Origin of the sequence: Neorhizobium sp. SOG26 (assembly GCF_003491345.1) — a bacterium.
Taxonomy (GTDB): domain Bacteria; phylum Pseudomonadota; class Alphaproteobacteria; order Rhizobiales; family Rhizobiaceae; genus Neorhizobium; species Neorhizobium turbinariae.
This window is the reverse complement of the sequence record NZ_CP025513.1, coordinates 367,837-390,724: the sequence shown is the minus strand read 5'-3', so window position 1 is coordinate 390,724 and position 22,888 is coordinate 367,837. Positions and strand designations below refer to the sequence as shown.

General features: G+C 57.8%; 20 protein-coding genes and 1 pseudogene. 14 read left to right on the top strand and 7 right to left on the bottom strand.

Annotation, left to right across the window (positions count from 1 at the left end; translation table 11 throughout):
* Nucleotides 1-152 precede the first annotated feature (152 nt).
* Nucleotides 153-2,024 (top strand): sensor domain-containing diguanylate cyclase, encoded by a 1,872-nt coding sequence (locus tag CYG48_RS18385; RefSeq protein WP_118852017.1) that lies wholly within the window; start codon nucleotides 153-155, stop codon nucleotides 2,022-2,024.
* A gap of 169 nt (nucleotides 2,025-2,193) precedes the next feature.
* Here the strand turns inward: CYG48_RS18385 and CYG48_RS18380 are convergent.
* Nucleotides 2,194-2,994, bottom strand: a pseudogene (locus CYG48_RS18380) (transposase); the annotation flags it as partial.
* Between the two features lie 91 nt (nucleotides 2,995-3,085).
* On the opposite strand from CYG48_RS18380, the gene CYG48_RS18375 reads away from it, so the two are divergent.
* Both CYG48_RS18375 and CYG48_RS18370 read left to right on the top strand, forming a co-directional pair.
* A complete protein-coding gene (locus CYG48_RS18375; RefSeq protein WP_118852016.1) occupies nucleotides 3,086-3,421 on the top strand; it encodes a response regulator in 336 nt (111 codons plus the stop codon).
* Nucleotides 3,422-3,521: 100 nt separating this feature from the next.
* Nucleotides 3,522-4,595 (top strand): sensor histidine kinase, encoded by a 1,074-nt coding sequence (locus CYG48_RS18370; protein WP_118852015.1) that lies wholly within the window; start codon nucleotides 3,522-3,524, stop codon nucleotides 4,593-4,595.
* A 249-nt stretch (nucleotides 4,596-4,844) separates the two neighbouring features.
* On the opposite strand, the gene CYG48_RS18365 is transcribed toward CYG48_RS18370, so the two are convergent.
* Genes CYG48_RS18365 through CYG48_RS18345 form a run of 5 tightly spaced genes read right to left on the bottom strand, consistent with a single transcriptional unit; the run spans nucleotide 4,845 to nucleotide 10,096 of the window.
* The gene (locus CYG48_RS18365; RefSeq protein ID WP_118852014.1) at nucleotides 4,845-5,606 is read right to left on the bottom strand and encodes an ABC transporter ATP-binding protein; all 762 of its coding nucleotides are present in this window, start codon (nucleotides 5,604-5,606) and stop codon (nucleotides 4,845-4,847) included.
* Nucleotide 5,607: 1 nt separating this feature from the next.
* Nucleotides 5,608-6,456: an ABC transporter ATP-binding protein gene (locus CYG48_RS18360; protein ID WP_118852013.1), complete on the bottom strand. Its 849-nt coding sequence runs from the start codon at nucleotides 6,454-6,456 to the stop codon at nucleotides 5,608-5,610.
* On the bottom strand, nucleotides 6,449-7,363 hold the full coding sequence (locus CYG48_RS18355; RefSeq protein ID WP_199925346.1) for an ABC transporter permease: 915 nt from the start codon (nucleotides 7,361-7,363) through the stop codon (nucleotides 6,449-6,451). Before CYG48_RS18355 ends, CYG48_RS18360 begins: the two co-directional genes overlap by 8 nt.
* Before the next feature lie 20 nt (nucleotides 7,364-7,383).
* On the bottom strand, nucleotides 7,384-8,445 hold the full coding sequence (locus tag CYG48_RS18350) for an ABC transporter permease (RefSeq protein WP_118852011.1): 1,062 nt from the start codon (nucleotides 8,443-8,445) through the stop codon (nucleotides 7,384-7,386).
* A 55-nt stretch (nucleotides 8,446-8,500) separates the two neighbouring features.
* On the bottom strand, nucleotides 8,501-10,096 hold the full coding sequence (locus tag CYG48_RS18345) for an ABC transporter substrate-binding protein (protein WP_118852010.1): 1,596 nt from the start codon (nucleotides 10,094-10,096) through the stop codon (nucleotides 8,501-8,503).
* Between the two features lie 124 nt (nucleotides 10,097-10,220).
* Here CYG48_RS18345 and CYG48_RS18340 point away from each other — a divergent pair, with 124 nt between their 5' ends.
* Genes CYG48_RS18340 through CYG48_RS18330 form a run of 3 tightly spaced genes read left to right on the top strand, consistent with a single transcriptional unit; the run spans nucleotide 10,221 to nucleotide 13,010 of the window.
* On the top strand, nucleotides 10,221-10,934 hold the full coding sequence (locus CYG48_RS18340) for a GntR family transcriptional regulator (protein ID WP_245450601.1): 714 nt from the start codon (nucleotides 10,221-10,223) through the stop codon (nucleotides 10,932-10,934).
* Between the two features lies 1 nt (nucleotide 10,935).
* Entirely contained in the window at nucleotides 10,936-11,856 is a 921-nt protein-coding gene (locus tag CYG48_RS18335; protein ID WP_118852008.1) for a dihydrodipicolinate synthase family protein, read from the top strand.
* A gap of 14 nt (nucleotides 11,857-11,870) precedes the next feature.
* Entirely contained in the window at nucleotides 11,871-13,010 is a 1,140-nt protein-coding gene (locus CYG48_RS18330) for a mandelate racemase/muconate lactonizing enzyme family protein (RefSeq protein WP_118852007.1), read from the top strand.
* A 159-nt stretch (nucleotides 13,011-13,169) separates the two neighbouring features.
* Here CYG48_RS18330 and CYG48_RS18325 read toward each other — a convergent pair.
* Nucleotides 13,170-14,269 (bottom strand): IS3 family transposase gene (locus tag CYG48_RS18325; RefSeq protein ID WP_118849447.1). Its coding sequence is split into 2 segments (ribosomal slippage): nucleotides 13,170-14,017 and nucleotides 14,017-14,269, totalling 1,101 coding nucleotides; the frame shifts between segments, so codons are not numbered across the junction.
* Between the two features lie 572 nt (nucleotides 14,270-14,841).
* Between CYG48_RS18325 and CYG48_RS18320 the strand changes: the two genes are divergently transcribed.
* From CYG48_RS18320 to CYG48_RS18285, 8 genes are all read left to right on the top strand, one after another.
* The gene (locus tag CYG48_RS18320) at nucleotides 14,842-15,600 is read left to right on the top strand and encodes an IclR family transcriptional regulator (RefSeq protein ID WP_118852006.1); all 759 of its coding nucleotides are present in this window, start codon (nucleotides 14,842-14,844) and stop codon (nucleotides 15,598-15,600) included.
* 122 nt (nucleotides 15,601-15,722) lie between these two features.
* The gene (locus tag CYG48_RS18315) at nucleotides 15,723-17,315 is read left to right on the top strand and encodes a hypothetical protein (RefSeq protein ID WP_245450599.1); all 1,593 of its coding nucleotides are present in this window, start codon (nucleotides 15,723-15,725) and stop codon (nucleotides 17,313-17,315) included.
* Nucleotides 17,312-18,031: a hypothetical protein gene (locus CYG48_RS18310; RefSeq protein WP_118852005.1), complete on the top strand. Its 720-nt coding sequence runs from the start codon at nucleotides 17,312-17,314 to the stop codon at nucleotides 18,029-18,031. The genes CYG48_RS18315 and CYG48_RS18310 overlap by 4 nt, the downstream gene beginning before the upstream one ends.
* Nucleotides 18,028-18,999, top strand: coding sequence for a dipeptidase (locus CYG48_RS18305; RefSeq protein WP_118852004.1), 972 nt, complete (start codon nucleotides 18,028-18,030; stop codon nucleotides 18,997-18,999). Before CYG48_RS18310 ends, CYG48_RS18305 begins: the two co-directional genes overlap by 4 nt.
* A gap of 15 nt (nucleotides 19,000-19,014) precedes the next feature.
* A complete protein-coding gene (locus CYG48_RS18300; RefSeq protein ID WP_118852003.1) occupies nucleotides 19,015-20,046 on the top strand; it encodes an ABC transporter substrate-binding protein in 1,032 nt (343 codons plus the stop codon).
* An 87-nt stretch (nucleotides 20,047-20,133) separates the two neighbouring features.
* A complete protein-coding gene (locus CYG48_RS18295; RefSeq protein WP_118852002.1) occupies nucleotides 20,134-20,982 on the top strand; it encodes an ABC transporter permease in 849 nt (282 codons plus the stop codon).
* A gap of 6 nt (nucleotides 20,983-20,988) precedes the next feature.
* Nucleotides 20,989-21,795: an ABC transporter permease gene (locus CYG48_RS18290; protein WP_118852001.1), complete on the top strand. Its 807-nt coding sequence runs from the start codon at nucleotides 20,989-20,991 to the stop codon at nucleotides 21,793-21,795.
* An 18-nt stretch (nucleotides 21,796-21,813) separates the two neighbouring features.
* Nucleotides 21,814-22,881, top strand: a complete 1,068-nt coding sequence (locus tag CYG48_RS18285) for an ABC transporter ATP-binding protein (protein ID WP_118852000.1) — start codon at nucleotides 21,814-21,816, stop codon at nucleotides 22,879-22,881.
* The last annotated feature ends 7 nt before the right edge of the window (nucleotides 22,882-22,888 follow it).

Sequence of the window (22,888 nt, the reverse complement as noted above, 5' to 3'; positions counted from 1 at the left end):
TTGCCACCTATAAAGAGCCAGACACCGCTGGACTGCGCTCAGCGAACCTCGCGAACAGCCCTACATCTCGGTGATTCATTTTTTTCTAAACTGTCCGTGCCAAAGTTCCCGCACCTTCAGGAGGGTGTGACGTGGTATCACGATCTGCAGCTATGACCGCGGCCGTCGGTGCGGGATGCCTTGCCTTTGCGGGGCTTCTCGGGTGGTCGGAGTTTTCCAACTGGAAGACGGAAATCGCGCGAGTGGAAACCTCACTACGTCAGACGGCTGAGTCGATCGTGCAGCACGCCGACGACGTAGTGCAGATGTCGCGACTTCCTTTGGGCGCACTGATTACCGAGATCAGGGACGAGCAGAGCCATCCTGCTATGCCGTCCAAGATCGGAATCCTCATGCGCCAGCAGATGAAGTCAGCTCCGGCGCTCAACACGCTGTCTTATGTCGACGCACAGGGGAAGCTGGTCGCGACCTCGAACACATCGCCTCCCAACACCGACTTTGCAGACAGAGACTACTTCAATCGTCACAAGAACAGTTCATTCCCGCTGCCCATCGTCGGCAAGCCGATCAAGAGCAGGTTTTCCAACGATTGGGTGGTTCCAGTCACTCAAAAGGTTACTTTCAACGGAGGCGAATTCGGCGGCGTCGTGATCTCTACCATCCGGGTTGGCCACTTCGTTGACTTCTTTAGGCGCTTCAAGGTCGGCACCGAAGGCTCTTTCTTGCTTATCCGCGGCGACGGTGTCGTTCTCGCTCGGGGTCCCATCGAGGAAAAGCTCCTGGGGACGAACATTTCTGCGCACGAGCTGTTTTCGCATTACCTAAAGGCCGCTCCGGTTGGGTCTTACAACTACATCTCGCCCTTGGACGGTACGGCTCGCATCGGAGCCTACTCGCAGAGTTCGGCAACGGGACTTGTCGCGCTTGCGGCTGCTTCGCGTGAAGAAGTCTTCGCCAAGTGGCTGGAGAGCGCCCGCATCCGCTGGCTGTACACGGCGCTGCTGATGTTTGCAGCGTTCGCCGCGCTGGCAGTGTGGCGTCACGTCGCCAAGAAACGGGAGCAAAGCGAAGCACTCCTAGCTACCCGTGAAGCTGAGTTCAGGCTGCTTGCTGAGTCCTCTAGCGACGTCATCGCGACGTTTGATGAGGGCGGGGTACGCGAATACGTCTCACCGTCTGCGGCTGACATTCTCGGGATCGCTCCCGAAAACCTCGTCGGCAAAAGTGTTTTTGCCGGGCTTGACGATCAGGCGGCAGCCATTGTTCGTGATGTGACGGCGAAGATACAGGCTGGTTCACAGCACGAGAAGTTCGTGCTGAAGCATGTTAAACCGACGGGAGAAGTGATCTGGCTGGAGACCGCGCTCAGTAAGCTGCCGTCGCGCTGGGGGGAAGGCTCAAGGGCGGTGGCAATCAGCCGCGACATCACGCGCCAGAAGACGGTTGAGGAAGAGCTGAGTTGCCTCGCGGGGACCGATGAGCTGACCGGTCTTGCCAACCGACGGACATTCAATGCCAGATTTGAGACGATGGTTGAGGAGGCGAAAACCAACCGTTCCTCTCTGTCATTGCTTATGGTCGATGCCGACCGCTTCAAGCTCTTTAACGATACCTATGGTCACGCTGCGGGAGATGAATGTCTCCGACAGATCGCGGACGTGATCCGAAAGTGCGTAACGCGGCCCACCGACGTCGCATGTCGCTACGGGGGTGAGGAGATCGCTGTCTTGCTGGCGAACATGGACGAACCCGGCGCGCTATCCGTCGCCGAGAAAATCCGTCGCATGATCAGGATTCTCGCGATCCCGCACTCCGCCAACGCGCCTGCTTGCGTCACCGTGAGCATAGGAGTTGCGACAGCCTCGGCTGCATCGGCAGCGTTGAATGCACAAAGCCTCTTCACCGCTGCAGATGCGGCGCTCTACAAAGCAAAGAAGGGCGGGCGCAACCAGGTGGCAATTGGTGTCCTACCGTTTCCTGCACAAGAACGGGTAGAAGCGTCAGTCTCCGTCTCCGGCCGCTGAGTAAGAAGCATCGGGCGTCTCCACCGCGTTGGCGCTCTCGAATTGGCTAGCACCGAGTGAGATATGGCATCGCAGGTGGCTTTCCAATCCTCCACCGTTGATGCTCCCATGCACGGAGAGAGCAAAGTCATCCTAGAAGCGTTGTCCAAGCCCACCTGCTTCGGTTCCAGACACCGGCATACTTGTCTGCCAGGCACATGCGGGCGCGATGGTAGAAGTAGGAGCTGCGGGCAATCCGAAGCTGGGCAAGCAGCTCTGGCAAGCGATAGACTTCCTTAAGGGCGTCAATCAGCTGGGTCTTCTCCCGATTACTCAGGATCTGCAGATCGACGCCCAGGTCTTTTTTTAGGAGTTCGTTGGCCTTCTTCAGGAGATCATGCTCGAGTTGTAACTGGCGGACATCACGCTGGAGGGCTTCAAGCTGGCGCTCGAGCTCTTCACGTTCAGGCACCTTGGGGTTGGCTTTGCGGCGTTTCATGGGAGCCTCGTGACCGAGTAGCTGATCTTTCCAGCTGTACAATGTCGGCCTTGAGACGCCCAGTCGGTCAGCTACCTGTTGAGCGCTTTCATCTCCACTGCATAATCCGGTGACCCCCGCTTGCCGGACCTCCTCGGAATAGCCAGGGTGCCACGATTGACTGACAATCGATGTCCGCGCCTCCGGAAACGCCTCACGGACCCATGCGGTAAGAGTTCCTCGACCGGGATAGCCGAGCGCCCTCATCGTCGCAGAGATGCAACGATCATGGGTGCGAAAGTGCTCAAGTGCCGCCTGCCTCTGAGCCTCTGAATATTTTGGCGCTCGCGCTATCGGCTGAGTACGCAGGTCGAGATGCTGTACGTACTCGCGATACCAGCCCCTCAACGCATTCTCGGTGGGATATCCCAGCTGGCGAATGGTCGAGTTAAGTCGCTCGCCCAGCCGGATATAGAGCTCACTCGCTCGAAGTCTGTCGGCGTAGGAATACATGAACTACCTCCTTGGTGGTCCAAGTTTTCGTCCGCACCCGCCCCCCCGGGTCAACTCTCAGCGCAAATCAACATATTAGCATGGTGCCGCAATGCCGCATACCACCATACTCGTCATAGAAGATGAGCCATTGCTCCGCATGTCGGTGACTGACAATCTGCAAGATGCCGGCTTCCACGTCCTCGAAGCAAGCAATGCCGACGAAGCATTGGCCCTTCTTGAAAGCCACGCGTCGATCGGTTCGATTTTCACTGACATTGATATGCCGGGAGAGCTCGATGGATTGATGCTTGCCTGGATCGTCCGAGACCGCTGGCCACCGATCGAGATCATCATCACGTCGGGACACCGGAGGGTGAATGTAGCAGACATGCCCGAGCGTCCTTTGTTTTTCCCAAAGCCCCTACGCGCACAGACCGATCGTTGAGGCTCTGACGCGGCTGACAACGCCATCAACCGACGGAAATTTCTGGCGAATGCTTCAACTGCTATGGTAAGGACTGCGCCTGCCCATAGCGTGGATACCAATGACCAATCCTGAAGACACCAATTTGGAACCGGCGACGGTATCCGATCTTCCGCACCTAGCAGCAGCGCTAGAGGACGACCGGTTTCGTCAGTTCCTGGATCATGTACCCTTTGCAGTCGCGGTCGCTGAACTTGGCGAGGCAGAGCATTTAGTCTACGGCAACATTGAGTTTGAGCGGCTGACCGGTCTTGGCGGCGAGGTTCTGCAGGGAAGAACCTGGTCCGTGCTGCCGACGGCCCTTCCCATAGCAGACGGGCCGAACCTTGCGGATGCATTGCTGCAAGGCGAGGAATATCTTGGCGCTTTCAATCTAACTGTCGATGCCAATGACCGTGTCGTGGACGCCTGGTCGAACACGATCGTAGATGACGCCGGTCAACCCACCTTTCGGCTGTTGGCAATGTCCGTTCGAAGCGGCGCAGATGATGTTGCCGCATTAAACGAGACACTAGCGGAAAAGGACACACTGCTGAAAGAGCTTCAGCATCGGGTCAAGAACAATCTGCAGATGATCACCGCCTTGATCCGTATGGAGGCGCGTAACGCACAGCGACTGGAAGAAAGGGAACGCTTCGATCGGCTCGCCGGCCGCATTGAGGCTCTTTCTATCCTTTACCGTTCGCTCTACGCCGGGAGCGAGACCGAGACCGTTGATCTCGGCACCTATGTCAGCCAAATTGCCTCGTCCGTTATGGCCGCTCATGCGAGCGAGGGCATTCGACTGGACATGAAAGTTGACAGTTGGCCTGTCTCGGTTAACGTCGCCATGCCCGTCGGCCTTGTTATCAACGAGTTGATGACCAATGCCTTGAAACACGCCTTTGTAGGCCGGGACGGCGGTCAGATTAAAGTACGTTGCACGGTCAACGACGCGGGATGCAAGGTCCTCGTTGCAGACGATGGTGTCGGGCTTGCAGATAAGGCCGACTGGCCCCGGCGAGGCAAGCTAAGCGCTATGATCGTGCAATCGGTCAGGCACAATGCGAAAGCCGAGATCGACGTACAATCCGACCGCGGCAAGGGGATGGCAGTTACGATCGCATTCAAGCGGGCGGACGCAGCCGACGGCTAATGATCGCCGATCAGTCGTCGGTTCAAACCTTAACGGAATAGTACGGGGCAATCTAGACGCTATTCTGGGACGGATTTCCTCTACCGGCCAATCCGGTTGGACGGCTATGAGAAACCTATGGCAGATCGAGGTCTGATAGCAGGGTCATTGGTTCTGCTCCCCTCAAGAGCGTTCAAATCTGTAGATCAATAATCCGAACCGGTAATTATCTTCGGCCACGCCAGCGGACGTAATTTCACGCTGCTGGATTCAAACCTGCTTTACGACATAGCCCCGGCTGCCATCAATCAAGGTACGTGTGTAAGGATGCGTGACTGATCCATTTTGCAGCTGCTTTTTTGACGCGACTTCCACGAAGGTTCCGTTCTGCATCACGGCAATCCGGTCGCAGAGGTGTGCGACGACAGCGAGGTCATGGCTGACGAGGATGTAGGTCAGCTTCTCACGCTCCCTCAAATCCTTGAGCAAGTTGAGGATCTCCGCCTGAATAGACACGTCGAGCGCGGATGTTGGCTCGTCGAGCAGGAGGATGCGCGGCTCGAGGATGAGCGCACGGGCGATAGCCACGCGCTGGCGCTGTCCGCCAGAAAGCTGGTGCGGGAACCGGTAGCGGAAGTTCAACGGCAGGCCGACATCCTTCAGCGCCTTTTCCACGCGCTCTTGCCGGTTGTTCTTGCCGTGGATCTCCAGTGGCTCAAGCAGCGCCCTGCCGATCGTGTGGCGCGGATGAATGGAGCCGAAGGGGTCCTGGAACACCATCTGCTGTTTCGCAAGTTGCGATATCGAGCGCTTCTGGTTGATCGTTTCGCCATCGATTGTGATGGTGCCGGTCCATTGCCTGTTTCGGCCGCCCAAGGCTCCCAGTACGGTGGATTTGCCGCAGCCGCTTTCCCCGACAAGGCCAAAGCTCTCCCCTTCAGCGACATCGAAGGAAACATCTTTGACGACGCGCGTCATGGTTTCCCCACGTCCGTAGGATACGGCAAGGTGATCGACGTTGATCATGCTCATCTTAATTCTCCAGCCAAGCCGGATCACGGCGCAGGACTTCCAAGCGGTCGCGAGGGTGATCCAGGCTCGGCAAAGCATTTAACAGGCCGCGGGTGTAGGGATGCTTTGCATTATCCAGATCCGCCGCCGCAACCGTCTCTACGATCTGGCCCGCGTACATGATGATGACGCGATCACAGAAGCTGCGCACGAGATTAAGATCGTGCGATATGAAGATCAGCCCGATATTCCGCTCCGTCACTAAGTCATCCAGAATCGACAGCACCTGCTGGCGCACGGTCACATCAAGCGCCGAAGTCGGTTCGTCCGCTATGATCAGCGAAGGCGAGGCAATCAGCATCATCGAGATCATGATGCGCTGTCCCATGCCACCAGAGACTTCATGTGGGTAAAGATCAAAGACACGCCGCGGATCGCGTATGTTGACCCGCTCCAGCATGGCGAGCGTGCGTTCACGAGCCTGCTTCCGGCTGACCCGCTCGTGTAGGATGACGGTTTCCGAGATCTGCTCGCCCACGGTCATGACAGGATTGAGCGAGTATTTCGGGTCCTGCAGGATCATCGCGATCTGCTTGCCGCGTACGGACAGCATCTGCTCTTCGCTCGCCTTCATGAGGTCGATGTTCTCGAACTGCATGCGGTCAGCCTTGACGACGGCCTTGGGAGGTTGAAGACGCATAATGGCACGGCCGGTCGTGCTTTTTCCTGAACCGGATTCCCCGATGATGCCAACCTTTTCACGTCCAACGCTGAAGGAGACGTCGCGGACCGCAGTGACGACGCCAGAGAGCGTTGGGAATTCCACCGACATGTTTTCGACGGCCAAGATGGTGTCGTTGTGATCACGCATTGCGGGGGTCCATAATGTCACGCAGGCCGTCGCCGAGCAGATTGAATGCCAGGCTCACCGTCAGGATCGCGATCCCTGGGATTGTCGTCAGCCACCAGGCGTCGAGAAGGTATTGACGGCCTGATGCAGCCATCGCACCCCACTCGGGCATCGGGGGTTGCGCACCTAGACCGAGGAAGCCGAGACCGGCAGCCGTCAGGATAATGCTCGACATATTGAGCGTCAGACGAACGACGATCGATGGTGCGCAAAGCGGCACGATATGACGCAACAGGATACGCCACATGCCTGCACCTTGAAGCTCCGCGGCGACAACGAAATCTGCGTTTCGGAAAGTTAACGTCTCAGCCCGAGCAAGACGGGCAATTGGCGGCCAAACGGTCAATGCAATGGCAATTACAGCGTTCTCGATCCCGGGACCAAGGGCTGCCGAGAAGGCCAGCGCGAGAACAAGGCTTGGGAAGGAGAGGAAGATATCGGTGATGCGCATCAGAACAACATCGATCCAGCCGCTGAGATACCCGGACATGGCGCCGATCACAAAGCCGATCGGAGCGACGATGACGGTCACCAGAATGCTGATGTAGAGTGTCGTGCGCGCGCCATAGACGAGGCGGGCGTAGACGTCACGACCGAACTCGTCAGTGCCGAACCAATGCGCTGCCGACGGTGCCTTGAGCGCCATCGTCAGGTCCTGAGAAACCGGATCGTGAAGCGTGATGATGGGCGCAAGCGTGGCGATGAGGATCAGGAGGACCACGACAGCAAAGCCCGCGAAGGCGAGTGGGTTGGCGAGAAGGCTCAGCCAGGCGACGTAAGCCTTGTGCAGCCGTGCTTGACGCGTCGAGGTGAAGTCCTCGCTGATCAGCCAGTTATGCAGGTCGTTGAAGTATCCGGATCGTGTCATGATCTTTTACCGGGTTCTGTTCAGCGTGTGCGAGGGTCTATGAAGCGGTAGACGATATCCGACAGCAGGTTGATCGCGATCGAGATGATGCCGATCAGAAGCACGCTGCCAAGAACCGCATTCATGTCGGCGAAGAAAAGCGCGGATGTCAGATATTGACCGAGGCCGGGCCACGCGAAAACAGTTTCGATCAGCACCGTTCCATCGAGCAGGCCGCAATAGGCAAGTGCCACCACGGTCAGGAGCTGGACGCGGATGTTGCGGAATGCGTGTCGCCAGATGATCGGCCACTTGCCGAGTCCTTTGGCGCGGGCGGTCAGGATGTATTCCTGGCGGAGCTGCTCCAGCATGAAGCTGCGGCTCATACGGCTCAAATAGGCCATTGCAGCATAACCCAGGATGAGGGCCGGCGTGATGACGTGGTGCATGGCGCTCCAGAAGACGTCCCATTCCCTCGCGAGAAGAGAGTCGATCAGCAACGAATTGGTCGGGCCTTCGACAAGGCCTTCGTTGTAGATGTCGATCCTGCCGCCAGCAGGGATGAGGCCAAACTTGGCGTAGAAGACCAGGATCACTATGGTGCCGAGCCAGAAAATCGGTGTCGAATAACCGAGGAGACCGACGACACGGGCGACATGGTCTACCCATGTCCCCTTTCTGACCGCCGCTAAAACGCCAAGCGGTACCCCGAAGCAGGCGCCGATCAGTGTTGCGAGCGTGGCGAGCTCCAGCGTTGCCGGGAAAACACGCGCAAGATCACTTGCCACTGGGTTCTTCGTGACATGCGATTGCCCGAAATCGAGCTTGGCAATGTCAGTGAGATAGTGGCCAAACTGAACGTAGAGCGGCCGATCGAGGCCCATCTCCGTGAAGACGCGGTCGTAAGTTGCCTGGTCCGCCTGGTCTCCGATGACCGCAATGACCGGATCTGCCGGGACCATCCGTCCTACGATGAAGGTGATGACGAGCAGGCCGAAGAGCGTCGTCAAAATGACCGCGAACGATGTTGCGATCTTGCGGAGACCGGACAGCAGTTTCCTGCTGCCCTGATATGGATGCTCTGTTGTTTGCGCGATGCTCAATTTCGCTGTCCTTGAAAGCGGCGATCTTGTCCCCGGTCGGGTAGCTCAACCTTCTTTATTGGGCTTTGGTGACCGTGTCCCAGCGGGTCAGCCAGGTCGAGTGTCCGAGATATCCGTTGACTTCCTTACGGACCGCCTTGGCGTCCGTGCGCTGGAACGAGGTTACGAGGGCAGGCGAGGCGGCGAGATAGGCTTCGTTGATCTTGGCATAGAGTTCGGCGCGTTTGCTTTGGTCCGTCTCATGAGCTGCTGCCGTCACCATGTCCTGTATCTCCTTGGGGACATCCCAGGCTGTGCGCCAAGCGTTCAAACCAGTGAGCTTGGCTTCGTCGGTGTTATTAGCGTTTGTCGCGTAGGACTGCAGGATCGCGTGTGGATCAGGCAGGCGTTCACCGGATCGTGCCGAGAAGAGCTCGAAATCGCGGTTACGGAACTTGCCGATATGGTCGCCGCCCTGCAGGTCGAGCTTGATGCCGGCTTTGGCTGCGTTGGCCTGGAGTGACTGGGCGACTTCATATTCCGGCGTGACGGGTGTTGCGTAGTAGACCTTGGTGAAACCGTTCGGATAACCGGCTTCAGCGAGCAACTGCTTGGCCTTCTCGATGTCGAGCTTGTAGGGGTTCTTGTCGATCGCGCCCGGCAGGCCCGGCGGGATGATGGTCTGCTGCTTGATGCCATAATACTTCATCACGGTGGCAGACAGGCCATCATAGTCGATGAGATAACGGAATGCTTCTCGGACCTTGGGCTTGGAAAGGATCTCGTCCTTCTGGTTCAGCGCCAGGTAGTAGTATCCGAAGCCAGGGGTCTTCTGGATGTCGACCTTGCCGCCTGCTTCTAGCGCACCGAGGTCGGTGGAGGAGAGTCGGGCTGCAACATCGACGTCGCCGTTATCGATCTGCAAGCGCTGCGCAGCCGACTCGGGGATGTGACGCAGCAGGACGCGACGCATCTTCGGCTCGCCTTGCCAATAGCCCTTGAAGGCTTCAGCGATGAGCAACTCGTTCGCGCGCCAGGAGCGCAGGGCGTAAGGACCAGAACCGGCATCGGCTGTCTGGAGAAACTCACGACCCATGTCGCCGCCCTTGTCCTTATCGGCAAGGAACTTGCTGTCGAGAACCGAAGTGGAGAAGCTTGCAAGTGAGAATAGGATGAGGTTCGCGTTCCATACTTCTGGTGTTTCGAGAACCAGCGTGTTGTCATCTGTTGCGCGGATCAACTTCTCGACGTTGTCGGCGGAGAAACCCCATTGGCGAAGGTCGGTCGATGGAGCGAGGCCAAGCTTGACGAGACGGCGCAGCGACCATTCCACATCCTTGGCGGTAAGCGCGTTGCCCGAATGAAACTTCACACCCTGACGGATCTTGAACGTGAACGTCTTGCCGTCTGGTGAAATTGTCCAGCTCTCAGCGAGGCCAGGCTGTGGCTCGGCGATCTTGTCAGCTGGGAGCACGATCAGGCGCTCGTAGAGATTGGCAACAACTTCTGCCGACTCAAGCTGGTTTATCTCATGCGGATCAAGACCGCGCATGGAAGACATGGTGATTGCCACGACCAGCTGATCCTTCGGCGTCGCGGCGAGAGCGGCAAGGGGGGGTGTCGAGGCGAGCGCCGCTACGCCCGATAGCATGATGAAACTGCGTCTGAACATTGTTCTCGCTCCTCCGAGGCTCCTCAACCTCTTTCGTGTTGATCAATTTCGATGTCGACATCGTTCTGAAATCTGATATACCAGATCTCACATAATGTTTTTCTCGTCAACGGACCTTGGAAAAATGATTGAGGGGATGGGCCAAGAGGAGCGGCGTCCGGAAGGTTTCGAGAAAATCGATCCCAGCTTCCAGACAACGGTTCGCGACCACGTGCACCGTACGATCCGCAATGCGATCATTGGTGGGCGCTTTGCCACGGGCGATAAGATCAACGAACGCGGTCTTGCTGAGCAGTTCGGCGTCAGCACCACTCCGGTGAAGGAGGCTCTTCGGCAACTCGAAACCGAGGGGCTGGTCGAAGCTTTACCGCGGCGCGGTGTCGTCATCCGTTTCAGCAGCAGTTGGGCGGAGGAGATGATCCTCGCTCGGGCAGCGCTGGAGTCGATGATTGCTCATTTGGCTGCAAAGCGCATTGAGAAGCCGGCTGATGAAGAGCTTACGGCGATCGCCGAAATGATGGCGAAAGCGACAGGGTCGGCTGATGCCGACAGTCTGATCACCCTCAACGAGAAGTTCCATGAGCACATTCATCGCAGTTCGCGATGCGGCTATCTGGCCAAGCTGATAGAGCGCCAGCAATTCTATGACGCCAGCATTCGGCGTGTGATTCATATGGATCCCACTGAGCGCGAGAAAGCTCTTGAAGAGCACACCGCCATCGCCGAGGCGATTGTCTCAGGCGATGCTGATCTCGCCGAGCGGCAGATGCGCAACCACGTGGTGCGCTCAGGCGAAACATACTTGAACATCGTTTTCGGAAACAAAAAGGATATCTGACGTGAATGACAGGCTTCAGACTGTAAGGAAGGCGCTGACCGGCATCTCTGGAGTTCCGGTGACGCCCTACCGGCAAGACGGGACTGTCGACGCCGAAACGCTTTCCTCCCTGATCCAACGCATGGCCGCAGCCAAGGTGCATAACCTGATGGCTGCCGGCAACACGGGCGAATTTTTTACGCTGACGATGGACGAAGTGCGGCTCGTGCACGCCACGACGGTCAAGGCGGCCGACGGCAAGGCGCTGGTCAGTGCAGCCGTAGGGCGTTCACTTGCCGAGGCCAAGACGCTTGCAAAGGATGCCATCTCTGAAGGCGCCGATGCGATCATGGGGCACCATCCCATGGATCCATTTGCTGGACCATCCTATCAAGCGGGCTACTTCCTGGAGTTGGCCGAATTTTCGACCGTTCCGGTGATCGCCTATGTACGCAGTGACAGCTTCTCTGTGGAAGATTTCCGTAAGCTCGCCCTGCATCCGAACATCGCCGGCATCAAGTTCGCTTCGCCGAACCTTATGCTGCTTGCCGAAGTCATCCGCGCCACCCACGACGCGCCGGCCATCTGGGTCTGTGGTCTGGCGGAAGGTTGGGCACCGGCATTCTACGCGATGGGCGCGAAAGGCTTTACCTCCGGCCTCGTCAATGTTTTCCCCGAACGCTCGCATGCCATCCACCAAGCGCTGGAAGCTGGCGACTACGGGACGGCGCGCGGCCTGATCGATGGCATTGCGGGCTTCGAGATGCTGCGCACCAAATACAACAACGGCGCCAACGTAACGGTTGTGAAGGAAGCGCTCGGCATGCTCGGCACGGATGTCGGCCCAGTTCGTGTACCGGGCGTCGTTGCCCTCAATGATGATGAGCGACGCATCCTGCGCGGCATCGTCGAGCGCGTGAACACCGAAGCTCTGGCCGCCTGACGGAGATACACCAAGTGCGTATTACTGGCATCAAGACTTACATGCAGCGCGTCGATGAACGTCCTCGCTTGCTACTTAAGATCGAAACGAGCGAAGGAATTTCCGGCTGGGGTGAGTGCTACAATCATGGGCCCGACTGGGCGCTGCCGCCGCTTCTGGATTATCTTTTCCATCAGATCGAGGGTGAAGACCCACGCCGCGTCGAATTTCTGATTCTAAAGCTGAACCAACAGTGCCGGTTTCCTCCCGGAGCCTTAGGTCTTGCCGCGATTTCTGCAATCGATCACGCGTTATGGGACATCGCTGGCAAGGCCGCAGGTCTGCCGGTCTACATGCTGCTAGGCGGTAACGTCCGTGACCGGGTCAAGGTCTACTGCGGTGTCTATACCGCGCCCGATGCCGAGCATGCCAAGGAACAGACACTGAAGCTGAACGAGAAATACGGCTATACTGCCTTCAAGCTCAGCCCCTACCGTCGCGACTTGCATTCTGGCCGGTGGGGGGAACTGGTGAAGGAAACCGGTGACTGGTTTGGTCGGATCCGCGAGATCACGCCGTCGCATTTCGAATTTGCCTTCGACGCGCATGCGAAGATCTTCGAGCCGTATCAGGCCATCCAGCTTGCTGCCGCAATCGCTCCTTATGATCCATACTTCTACGAAGAACCCATTCGTATGGAGCATATCCCGGCATGGGCCGAGCTGAAGTCGAAGGTCAACGTTCCCTTGGCAACGGGTGAGTCACTTTACAATCGCTTTGAGTTTCTCTCGCTGCTTTCGGCGCGTGGCGCCGATATTATCCAGCCTGATATCTGCGTTGTTGGTGGTGTAACCGAGATGCGCCGTATCGGCGCTATTGCGGAAGCGCACTATGTCACCATGGCTCCCCATAACCCGATGGGCCCGCTCGCGACTGCCGTCAACGTTCATTTCGCTGCAGCACAACCCAACTTCAAGGTTCTCGAGTTCAAGCCGCACGTCCACGCTCCTTGGGCGCTCGACCCTTATATGCCGGTGGACGGTCACATGAACCTACGCCCGGATCGGCCGGGCTGGGGCATCGAGATCGATGAGAAAGCGCTGTTGACAGATGACTATGTCCACTGGGAGCGAAAGGTAACTCGCAAGCCGGATGGCGCTACAGCCTATCCGTAACGCGCGTCTGTGCGCTAATAGTGCAAAAGAGCATAATTTGTGTCCGGTTCGGATGCGACAGCCTTAGATGAAGGGGTCAAAGGTCCTTGATCCCTTCAAGATGGCCTGAGACCCAACTTCCCTCCAGTTTTCGAGAGAGTCTGGGTTTTCAATCTGGCCTCATGCGGCCTGTTTTTCCATAGCCATTTTCATTGCGAATTCGCTGGGGGTGATATTGCCCAGCGACGAGTGCGGTCTGTTCCTGTTGTAATCCTCCTTCCATGCAGTGATGGCGGCGCGGGCCTGGGTGAGCGACGAGAACAGCGTCTCATTCAGGCACTCGTCACGGAAGCTGCCGTTGAAGCTTTCGACGAAGCCGTTCTGCATCGGCTTGCCGGGGGCGATGTAGTGCCAGTCGACCTTGGTCTCCTGGCACCATTTGAGGATGGCCATGCTGGTCATCTCCGTGCCGTTGTCCGAGACGATCGTCCTCGGTCTTCCGCGTCTGGCGATGAGACTATCCAGTTCCCGAGCCAGCCTTGCGCCAGACAGCGATGTGTCTGCCACCAGGCACAGGCATTCACGGCTGAAGTCGTCGACGACCGCCAGCACCCGAAACCGGCGACCGTCGGTGAAGGCATCGCTGACAAAGTCCAGGCTCCAGCGCTCATTGGGGCGTAAGGGCAGAGCCAGAGGCCGCCTTGTCCCCAAGGCCCGTTTTCGGCCGCCACGCTTGCGCACCGTCAGCTTCTCCTCCCGGTAGAGACGCCGAAGCTTCTTCAGGTTCATGACGATCCCCTGCCGGCCCAGCATGACGTGGATACGGCGATAACCGAAGCGGCGTCGCTCAGATGCCACCTTCTTCATCGCCTCACGAATGACCGCATCGTCAGGCCGCACGCTGCGATACCGCATGCTCGAACGATCAACCGACAGAACCTCGCACGCCCGACGCTGGCTCACCCCGTGCTGCACACAGACATGAGCCACCGCATCCCGCTTCACATCGGGCGTCACCATTTTTTTGCAGCGACATCCTTAAGGATCGCATTGTCCAGCATGGCCTCGGCGAGCAGCTTCTTCAGTTTGGCATTCTCGTCCTCAAGCGCTTTCAGCTTGCGCGCATCCGACACGTCCATGCCGCCGTACTTCGCCTTGTATTTGTAGAAGGTCGCATCCGAGATGCCGTGCTTGCGGCAGACATCAACTGTCTTCGCGCCCGCCTCCTGCTCCTTCAATATCCCGATGATCTGTTCTTCCGTGAACCGTGAACGCTTCATCCGTCCGTCTCCTAGCTGTGACGGACTCTACCAAATTCTGGAGGAAGTTCAGGGGCTCAGGTCAAAGAGCGAAAATTCGGTCGTCGGGCAGAGCGACCTATGATCGCCCTATAGACCGGCTACCGAAAGCGCAGCCAACGCTCCGACAAGTCTACTAGAACGGAGGCAGGCAGAGCCGTTTGAGCGGCGCTGGAGGATGCGCCTCGTTCGCTCTTGGGTTGCTCAATTTCAGTCTTACCTTGCGCTCCTGTGCCCGGCGAGAATGGAGAGTTCCTCTTCGTAGCTAAGGGCGGCTCACCGTGCCGTGCAAGCAGCTCCGTCTCCCCCAGCAGAAAGCCGCCTATAAGTAGTGGCCTGCGGTGACCGTTGGTCCTCCGAACGCAGTCGGTTCGAGTTTGCCGTCCAATCTCTGCACCCGACCGAAATCGAGGGCCCGTCGTACGAACCGCTTTCTGTAGCAGACTTATCACCGCATGTTCCGGTGTGCGGCGGCTGAGACTTAAAGCGCAATGAGTAGCCGCGAGCTTATGTGGCGGTTGACATAGATCAACCGACCGTTCAATATATTCTCTATGGATACAACATATTCATATAGAATACAAGAGGAAAATTCGGGCGTACGTCCTCTGTCGACGGTCATCAAAACTATGGCTGTGCTCGATGTGTTGGCGCAAAGCAGTCGTGGGATGCGACTGCCCGAGATTGCGATGGCCATGGAATTGTCGCGCCCAACGGCCTATCAGCGCCTGTTGACGTTAGTTGAGGCAGGTCTGGTCGAGCAGGATCACGAGTTGCGCTACCGACTTTCGATGCATTCCTGCCGGTTGGCAGCGGCCGCATTGGAGCAAGCCGATCTGGGTACGCGGGTCCAGCCAATCCTTGAAATGCTCGTCGCCCGGGTGAAGGAAACCGCGTCGCTCGCCGTTCTTGACCGTGGCGTGCCGTGCATCGTTTCGCGTGTCGAATCCCAGAGCGTTTTGAGGGCCGAGCAAAAGATCGGCACCACCATGTCGCTGGAAGGATCAGCGTCAGGGCGAGTACTTACAGCGTTCGCGGATCCAGCAACGCTTGAGCGGCTCAAGCAGAACGGCGACCCGCTCGCAGCCGATGCGCTTCTCGATGAGGCCCGTCAGAAGGGTTACGCCGTCTCGAGCGGTTACACCCATAGCGGAGTAGTCGCGATCGCCGCGCCGATTTTCGACATTCACGACAAGTGCCTTTCCACGGTCTCGCTGGTGATGCCGGAAACGCGCTTCGATCTCGAAACCTTCCGCGAACCGCTTCTCGAAGCGGCTCGCGCCATAACCAAGATGCAGCAGGGAGCGCGTTGAGGGGCATGACCGCAACATCCACAAAGGCAGCAAAGCCGCTGCCGAGGCCAGGCTACGAGGTGATGAAGACCTCCAGGCTGGCAGCCATTCAGCCGAGCCGGCTCAGCGGGACTCGTGCTTTCATGAACAAGATGATCCGCGAAAGATGGGACATCAGCATTGTTCGGTTCGATGTGGACAGCAATGCAGATGGCACCGTTGTCTACTCGATCAAGGCGCCAAATCAGGAATTCTCCTTCATTGGCTTTTCGCGTCCGCCAAGCCGCACCGCGCGAACAGGTCGCATCATTGGCCAAGCCTGGGACATGATGGGTGCACTCATCGAAGGTCCCGCCACGGAAGAGGAGATAGAGAGCGCGCGCCGGGAGATCCCGAAGCTCTATACAGGTAGGGCGACGTCCAGCGCCCTCATATGGTGCCGGTCAAACAGATCGATGCGTGTCTTCGACCAGACCATGGCAGCGCTGGCCGAAGGCCGCCAGCCTCAGGTGGAGGACATCGCTCGGGTGTGCTACCTGATGCGCAATACCGGCCTTGACGGAAACGGGACTTTCGGAACGCGCTCCTTTCCATCGCTTGGCGCAAGCCATGCCCTCGGGGGCGTGCTCGAAGCCCAGTTGCTGACAGCTTACCTGATGCGCGAGTTTTCCTGCGACCTGGTTGAGCATCTTGCCGCCAAGACGTCCTCGCGGGCAATCAAGCTAGCGCCAGAGCTGCGCCGCTATATCGGTGTAGGCAACGGATCAGCTCTTGGGCTCATCTTCTTCGTGCACAAGCACCCACGGTTGATAAACAGGCTCCTTTCGGCACGAGAACAGGCCATCGCGCTTGCGCGGGCGCTCATATTAGACAAAGCGGATCGTCGTATCGAACAGCTTGCAAACCTTCTTCGGCGAGCGATCCTCTTTCGCCAGCAGGACAGGATGGTCTACGAGACGTTCGCATCCAGTGCTCAGGTTGCCGACGATCTCGAGATGATCTTGGGGCAGCTACACCAGTTCCGGGCCAGCGGTGTTGTCTTTGGGGGCGAAACGGTTCAGCCGTTGGACGTATTGGCGGACCATCTCGATGGCAAAGTCGTTCCTGAGGCATATGAGACGCTCTTGTCGCTCTATCTGGAACTCGTACCGGATGAGGCCGATGCCTTGTTGCAGGCAGTCAAGGCGCCCGATGAGTTGGTCGTCTCTCCTGCCGATAGAGTTGAAGATCTGATCGCGCTGGTACGCCAGGATTACCAGTGGGCTCTTGACGTGGATATGTCGGGTCCGGACGCCTACAAATACGTGTGGTACAAGTCCGAGACGGCAGAGGAGCCCCGACGAGGTGCTCGTGAAGAAGTGCCGGACGCCTTGGACCTTGGTCTGGATGTGTGCGGTAACATCCAGGCCCTGCTCGCTGATCTCAATGCCGAAGACCGCACGCTTTCCGTCGCTCGCTTTCTCTTGAAACACCCGCAGCACCGCTACATGGTGTCACGGGTTCAGAGCCTCAAAGGGCACGAATATCACACGCCGCGCGCCAATATTAACTCCGAAGCGTTCGTTCCAATTGACCTTGTGAGGCTGATGAATGTCGGCATCCACGGCATCGACAAGAGCCGGGATTTCCTGAGCCGCAACCTGCGCGGTGTCCTTTATCACGGCGCCCCGACGCCTGATGATCTGCGTGCCGGTTACACTGGCACTTGGTACTACCCGGCGGAGCCAGTTCTATGAATGTCTTGTCCAGCACCACGATGAGGGTGATGCCTCGCGAGATGCGCCTGATGTCCGAGCGCATCTTCTCCCTTTGCAGTCTTCCAAAGGGATTTTTCCTCGCGATCTGCGACTTCCCGATGTATTCGCAAAAGCGTGGCCTGGGCGGCTTCGACATGCTCGAAAGGCGCTTCGGCGACTTCAAGTCTGCCGATCCCGTGCGTATCAGCGTAGTCAGCGAGACCGACAATTTGATCGCGTTGGATGCCCATGGGGAGCACGCGTGGTTTGCGCTGCCCAGTGCTATCGATCTTCTTGGGGAGATCGTCGCACGCCATGGCTCCGCAGAACTGACAGTGCAGAATGCGGCAGACGCTGACGAACTGGAACTCGCGGCCGCTTTCGGTGGAAGATCGGGGCTGGCGATCACCGTCCGGGACAACGTGTTGAGAGCGAGACCTGCTCCTGTTAAAGGCGACGTTCAAGAAGACGATCCGTTGCTATGGGCTCTCCTCAACGAAGGTGTCGAGATCGAAGCTGATCTCTGGTGGCGCATCTACCATCTGGCGAAGCAAGCGCTTGCTACGGACAGCGCCGTTTCACGACGACATGCTGGGCCAATGATTGTCAACGAAGACGGCACCGTTATCGGTCGCAAAGACAACGACGACGAGACAGACGTCTCCTTCCTGGCTTCGAACCTCTCTGAACGGATCAAGGAAGGAGCCGCATCATGATCATCGACGGGTTGCAATGCGGTCATTTCGATCGTGCCGCTTTCCAAGCTCTCCTCGCAGGAGATGTGGGCGGCGTCGTCAATACCTGCGGCTTTTGGGAGGGTGCCGTTGAATCCATGGATTCAATAGGTCGTTGGCGCGACCTCGTTCGAGACAACGCCGACATCGCTGAGATCGCTCTTACGGCGCGTGATATCACCCGCATATCGCAATCGGGCAAGCTCGCGATCATCATGGGTTTCCAGAACGCCAACCTCTTTGAAGGTCGCATCCGTTTCGTGGAGATGTTCGCCGAACTCGGTGTACGCGTCGTGCAACTGACGTACAACAATCAGAACGAGCTCGGTGGCTCCTGCTACGAAGCGGAGGATTCCGGTCTGGCCCGCTTTGGTAAGGAAGTGGTCCGCGAGATGAATTCAGCCGGAATCCTTGTCGATTGCAGCCATGTCGGCGACCGAACCACCTTGGACGCAATCAAAGTGTCTGAAAAACCGATCGCTGTGACGCATGCCAACGCGCAGTCGCTTTTCATGCACAAGCGTAACAAGTCGGATGACGTCATTCGTGCATTGAAAGACACGGGCGGCGTCATCGGCTGTGCAGCTTATCGGAACATCACCGGGGACGAGTACTGCGCCTCCATCGAGGCGTGGTGCACGATGGTCGCCCGCACCGTGGATATCGCCGGCATCGACTCGGTCGCAATCGGTACCGACAAGAGCCACAACTTCACCGCGCCCGACTACGCGTGGATGCGCAAGGGCCGCTGGACTCGGGGTGAGGACTACGGCGCGAGTTCTGCCGGCAAACCGCTCAAGGCTGCGCCGCCGGAGTGGTTCACGAAGATAGAGGACATCCGCGTCATTCCGGACGGGCTACGTGCCGTCGGCTTCTCTGAAGCCGAGGTGGCGCAGATCACCCACGGCAACTGGCTAAGGCTTTACGAAGCCACATTCAGAAAATCATAAGAGAGGAGAACAGACATGACAACAATCATGACGCCAAACCGTCGCCGGTTCCTGCAGACGGCCGGAGCGGCGATCACGGCTTCGCTTGCCGCCCCGTATGTCGTGCGAGCACAGGACAAGGTTCTTTATGTCAATACCTGGGGTGGGCCCTGGGAAACGGCAGCCAAGACACATCTAATCGAGCCCTTCACGAAGGAGACCGGCATCCAGGTCAAGACCGTTTCGCCCGTCTCCTTTGCCAAGCTTGCCCAACAGGTGAAAACCGGCACCTACGAGTTCGACGTCACTACGCTTGGCGCCGGTGAACTTGTACGTGCCAATCAGGCTGGGATCATTGAAGAACTGCAGGCTCCCTACGAGGGCGGCCTGTTCGAGAATGGTGCTGCTTCCCATGCATTCGCGACGGTTATCGCTTGGCGTACCGACAAATATAAGGAGGCGCCGAAGACCTGGGCCGATTTCTGGGACGTAGAGAAGTTCCCCGGCGGCCGCTCTCTCCAGCGCTACCCCTCGCGCGTGATCCCGCTCGCTCTGCTGGCCGACGGCGTGGCCCCGAAGGATCTCTATCCGCTAGACGTCGATCGTGCGTTCAAGTCACTGGACAAGATCAAGCCGCATGTGCGGGTGTGGTGGACAGCCGGTGCTCAATCGACGCAGATCCTGCGTGATGGAGAGGTGGACATGATCGGTATCTGGCATGGCCGCTACTTCGAGGCTGAAAGTGCGGGTGCGCCGGTCGCGATGACCTGGAACCAGGGCGAAATCGAGCGCGCCTACTGGGTGGTCGCCAAGAATACCCCAAACCTCGACAATGCCAGGAAGTTTGTAGAGTTCGCAACGAGCGCTGAGCCGCTTGCAGGCTTCTCCAAGGCTGCAGACTACGGCCCGTTGAATCCGGCGTCGAATGAGTTCGTCAGCCCCGAGGATGCCAAGCGCATGCCGACTTCGCCTGATAACTACAAGCTCACCTTCGAACAGGACATGGCGAACTTCGGAATCGATCCGGCAGAACTTGCAGAGCGGTTCGAGGAGTGGGCGGCGAGCTAAAACTCGCTCAACCAATCCATCTCAACCAAAACGGCATCGCCCCCGGCGATGCCGCTTCGACCTAGCGAGCCATAAGAAGGGAAGCCAATGGGCTCAAGCCTCTCAAGATTGACGGAAAAGACCAATGTCTGGCCGTGGCTTCTACTGGCGCCGCTCGGCATATACATGCTGATCTTCTTCGTCGTTCCGCTCGTCGATGTTGCGATCATGAGCGTGACTGATCCTCGTCTTTCTCTTGTGAACTACGAGAGGGTTCTGACAGGAGCGCTTTACCAGCGCGTGTTTCTCAACACCTTCCTTACCGCCGCTTTCGTGACAGTTTGCTGCCTGGCGGTCGGTTACCCACTCGCCTACCTCATGGCGCATTCCAAGCCGCGCACGGCTATGTTCATCCTTTTGCTCGTGACCATGAGCTTCTGGACCAGCTTTCTGGTGCGAACCTACTCTTGGATGGTCCTGCTCGGTAACAATGGGCCTCTGATCGCTCTTCTGCAGATGATCGGAATAGATGACACGCCTCAGCTCCTCTTCACGCGTTTCTCTTCGACGCTCGCGATGGTGCACATCCTCGCGCCCTACATGATCATGAATATCTTCTCGGTCATGAAAAAGATCGATCCGGCTTTGATCCGGTCAGCAGAGAGTCTCGGTGCCCGCGGCTGGTCCCTCTTCAGGCACGTTTATTTGCCTCTGACCGCCCCAGGCATTGCCAATGGTTCCGTTCTGGTCTTCGTCATCTGCCTCGGCTTCTATGTGACGCCAGTTCTGCTTGGTAGCCCGCGCGAGCAGATGATCGCGGGTCTCATCGGTCACCAGATCGACGAATTCTTGGCCTTCGGAATGGGCTCGGCGATGGCCATGGTCCTCCTGTTCATCACCTTCGTGATCCTCACCATCTATCACCGCCGCTTCGGCCTCGACAAACTCTGGGGGTGATGACTCATGAACACGTTCATGCGCTGGGCCGGCATCCTGGTCACTATCTTCATTGCAGCACCACTGGTGATCGTTGTGCCCATGTCGTTCTCGAGTGCAAGCTCGCTGCAGTTTCCGCCACCGGGCTATTGGTTTGGCTATTACCGCGCTTACTTCACCGATCTCGACTGGTTGATTCCGACGTGGAATAGCGTCGTCATCGCCTCGGCGACGACCTTGCTGACAATGCTGCTTGTGGTGCCCGCCACGTTTGCCCTTGTGCGCCACAAGTTCCGCGGAAAAAGCGTCGCCGACCTGATGATGCTGATGCCCCTAGCCGTGCCTCACATCGTCATGGCTGTTGGATACTACTCGTACCTGGGCGATCTCGGGCTCGTCCACAGTCACATGGGAGTCATTCTGGCTCACACATGCCTTTCGGTTCCTATCGCGTTCCTGGTGCTTTCCGCCAACCTGAAAGGCTTCGACAGAAATCTTGAACGAGCGGCGCTGAGCCTCGGGGCAAGTCCAACCAAGACGTTCATTCACGTTACCTTGCCGATCCTGCGACCGGGCCTGATCATCAGCGCGCTATTCGCCTTTGTTCAATCGTTCGACGAGACGGTTGTCGCAATCTTCATCTCCGGGCGGAACGCCGAAACCCTGCCGAGAAAGATGTTCGATAGCATCCGGCAGGAAGCTGATCCCGTAATTGCGGTTATCTCAACGTTGCTGTTCTTCCTCGTACTGGTTGGCATTGCAGCTCCCTACTTTATCAGCGCCCTTCGCAGCCGCGTCCCCAAGCCAAGCCGATCACCTGCCGGCGCACACTGAGTTTCCAAGGACCTTCCGATGACGAGCTATCTTGAACTTTCCAGTATCACCAAGTCCTACGGGAACTTCACTGCGTTGGACAACGTGAGCCTGTCCGTCGAGAAGGGAGAGTTTGTAACATTCCTTGGGCCTAGCGGCTCCGGCAAAACGACGACGTTGATGATCGTAGCCGGTTTCGAAAAGGCAAGTGGCGGCAGCGTCCAGGTCGGCGGACGATCGATCTCCGAGCTCGCGCCACACGACCGCAACATCGGCATTGTCTTCCAGAACTACGCTCTATTTCCGCACAAAACAGCGGCGGAAAACGTGTACTTCCCGCTACAGATGCGGGGCGTAAGCCGTGGAAAGGGCCTACGTCAGGCCGAAGAGATGCTTTCGCTTGTCGGATTGAAGGGGTTCGGCCACAGGCATCCAAAAGAGCTTTCGGGCGGGCAACAGCAGCGCGTTGCCCTTGCGCGGGCTCTTGTGTTCGAACCCTCCTTGTTGCTGCTCGACGAGCCGCTCGGCGCGCTTGACAAAAACCTGCGTGAACAGATGCAGATCGAGATCAAGCGCATTCAGCGCAGTCTTGGGGTCACCACGATTTTCGTCACCCACGATCAGTCAGAAGCCATGTCGATGTCTGACCGCATCGTCGTGTTCGAGAAGGGTCGGATCGAACAATGTGCTGCACCCCTTGATATCTATCACCGTCCACAGACGTCTTTTGTCGCTGCATTCATAGGTGAAAGTAACCTGATCCCGGCAACGGTCACGAATGCCGCAAGCCGTGAAGCCGATAACCCTCTGCTTGGATCCTTCGAATACGCAGGTGCTGATAACCGACTGACAGATGGTCAGGCCGTGACGCTGCTGATCCGTCCTGAACACATCAAGCTGTCTCGTAATCAGGTCGAAAACCGAAAGAACGTTCGCATGATTGTCGATACGATCGTCAACTACGGCGACAACGCGCTTGTGATCGGCAGAGCCGGAGACATCCCGATGCGGGTGAGGGTGTTGGGCGCAGACGTGGTCATCATCAAGGAAGGTGAAGAATGCTGCATCAGCTGGACGCCTGACTCCGTTTTCGTCATCACCAAGTAAGAAGACA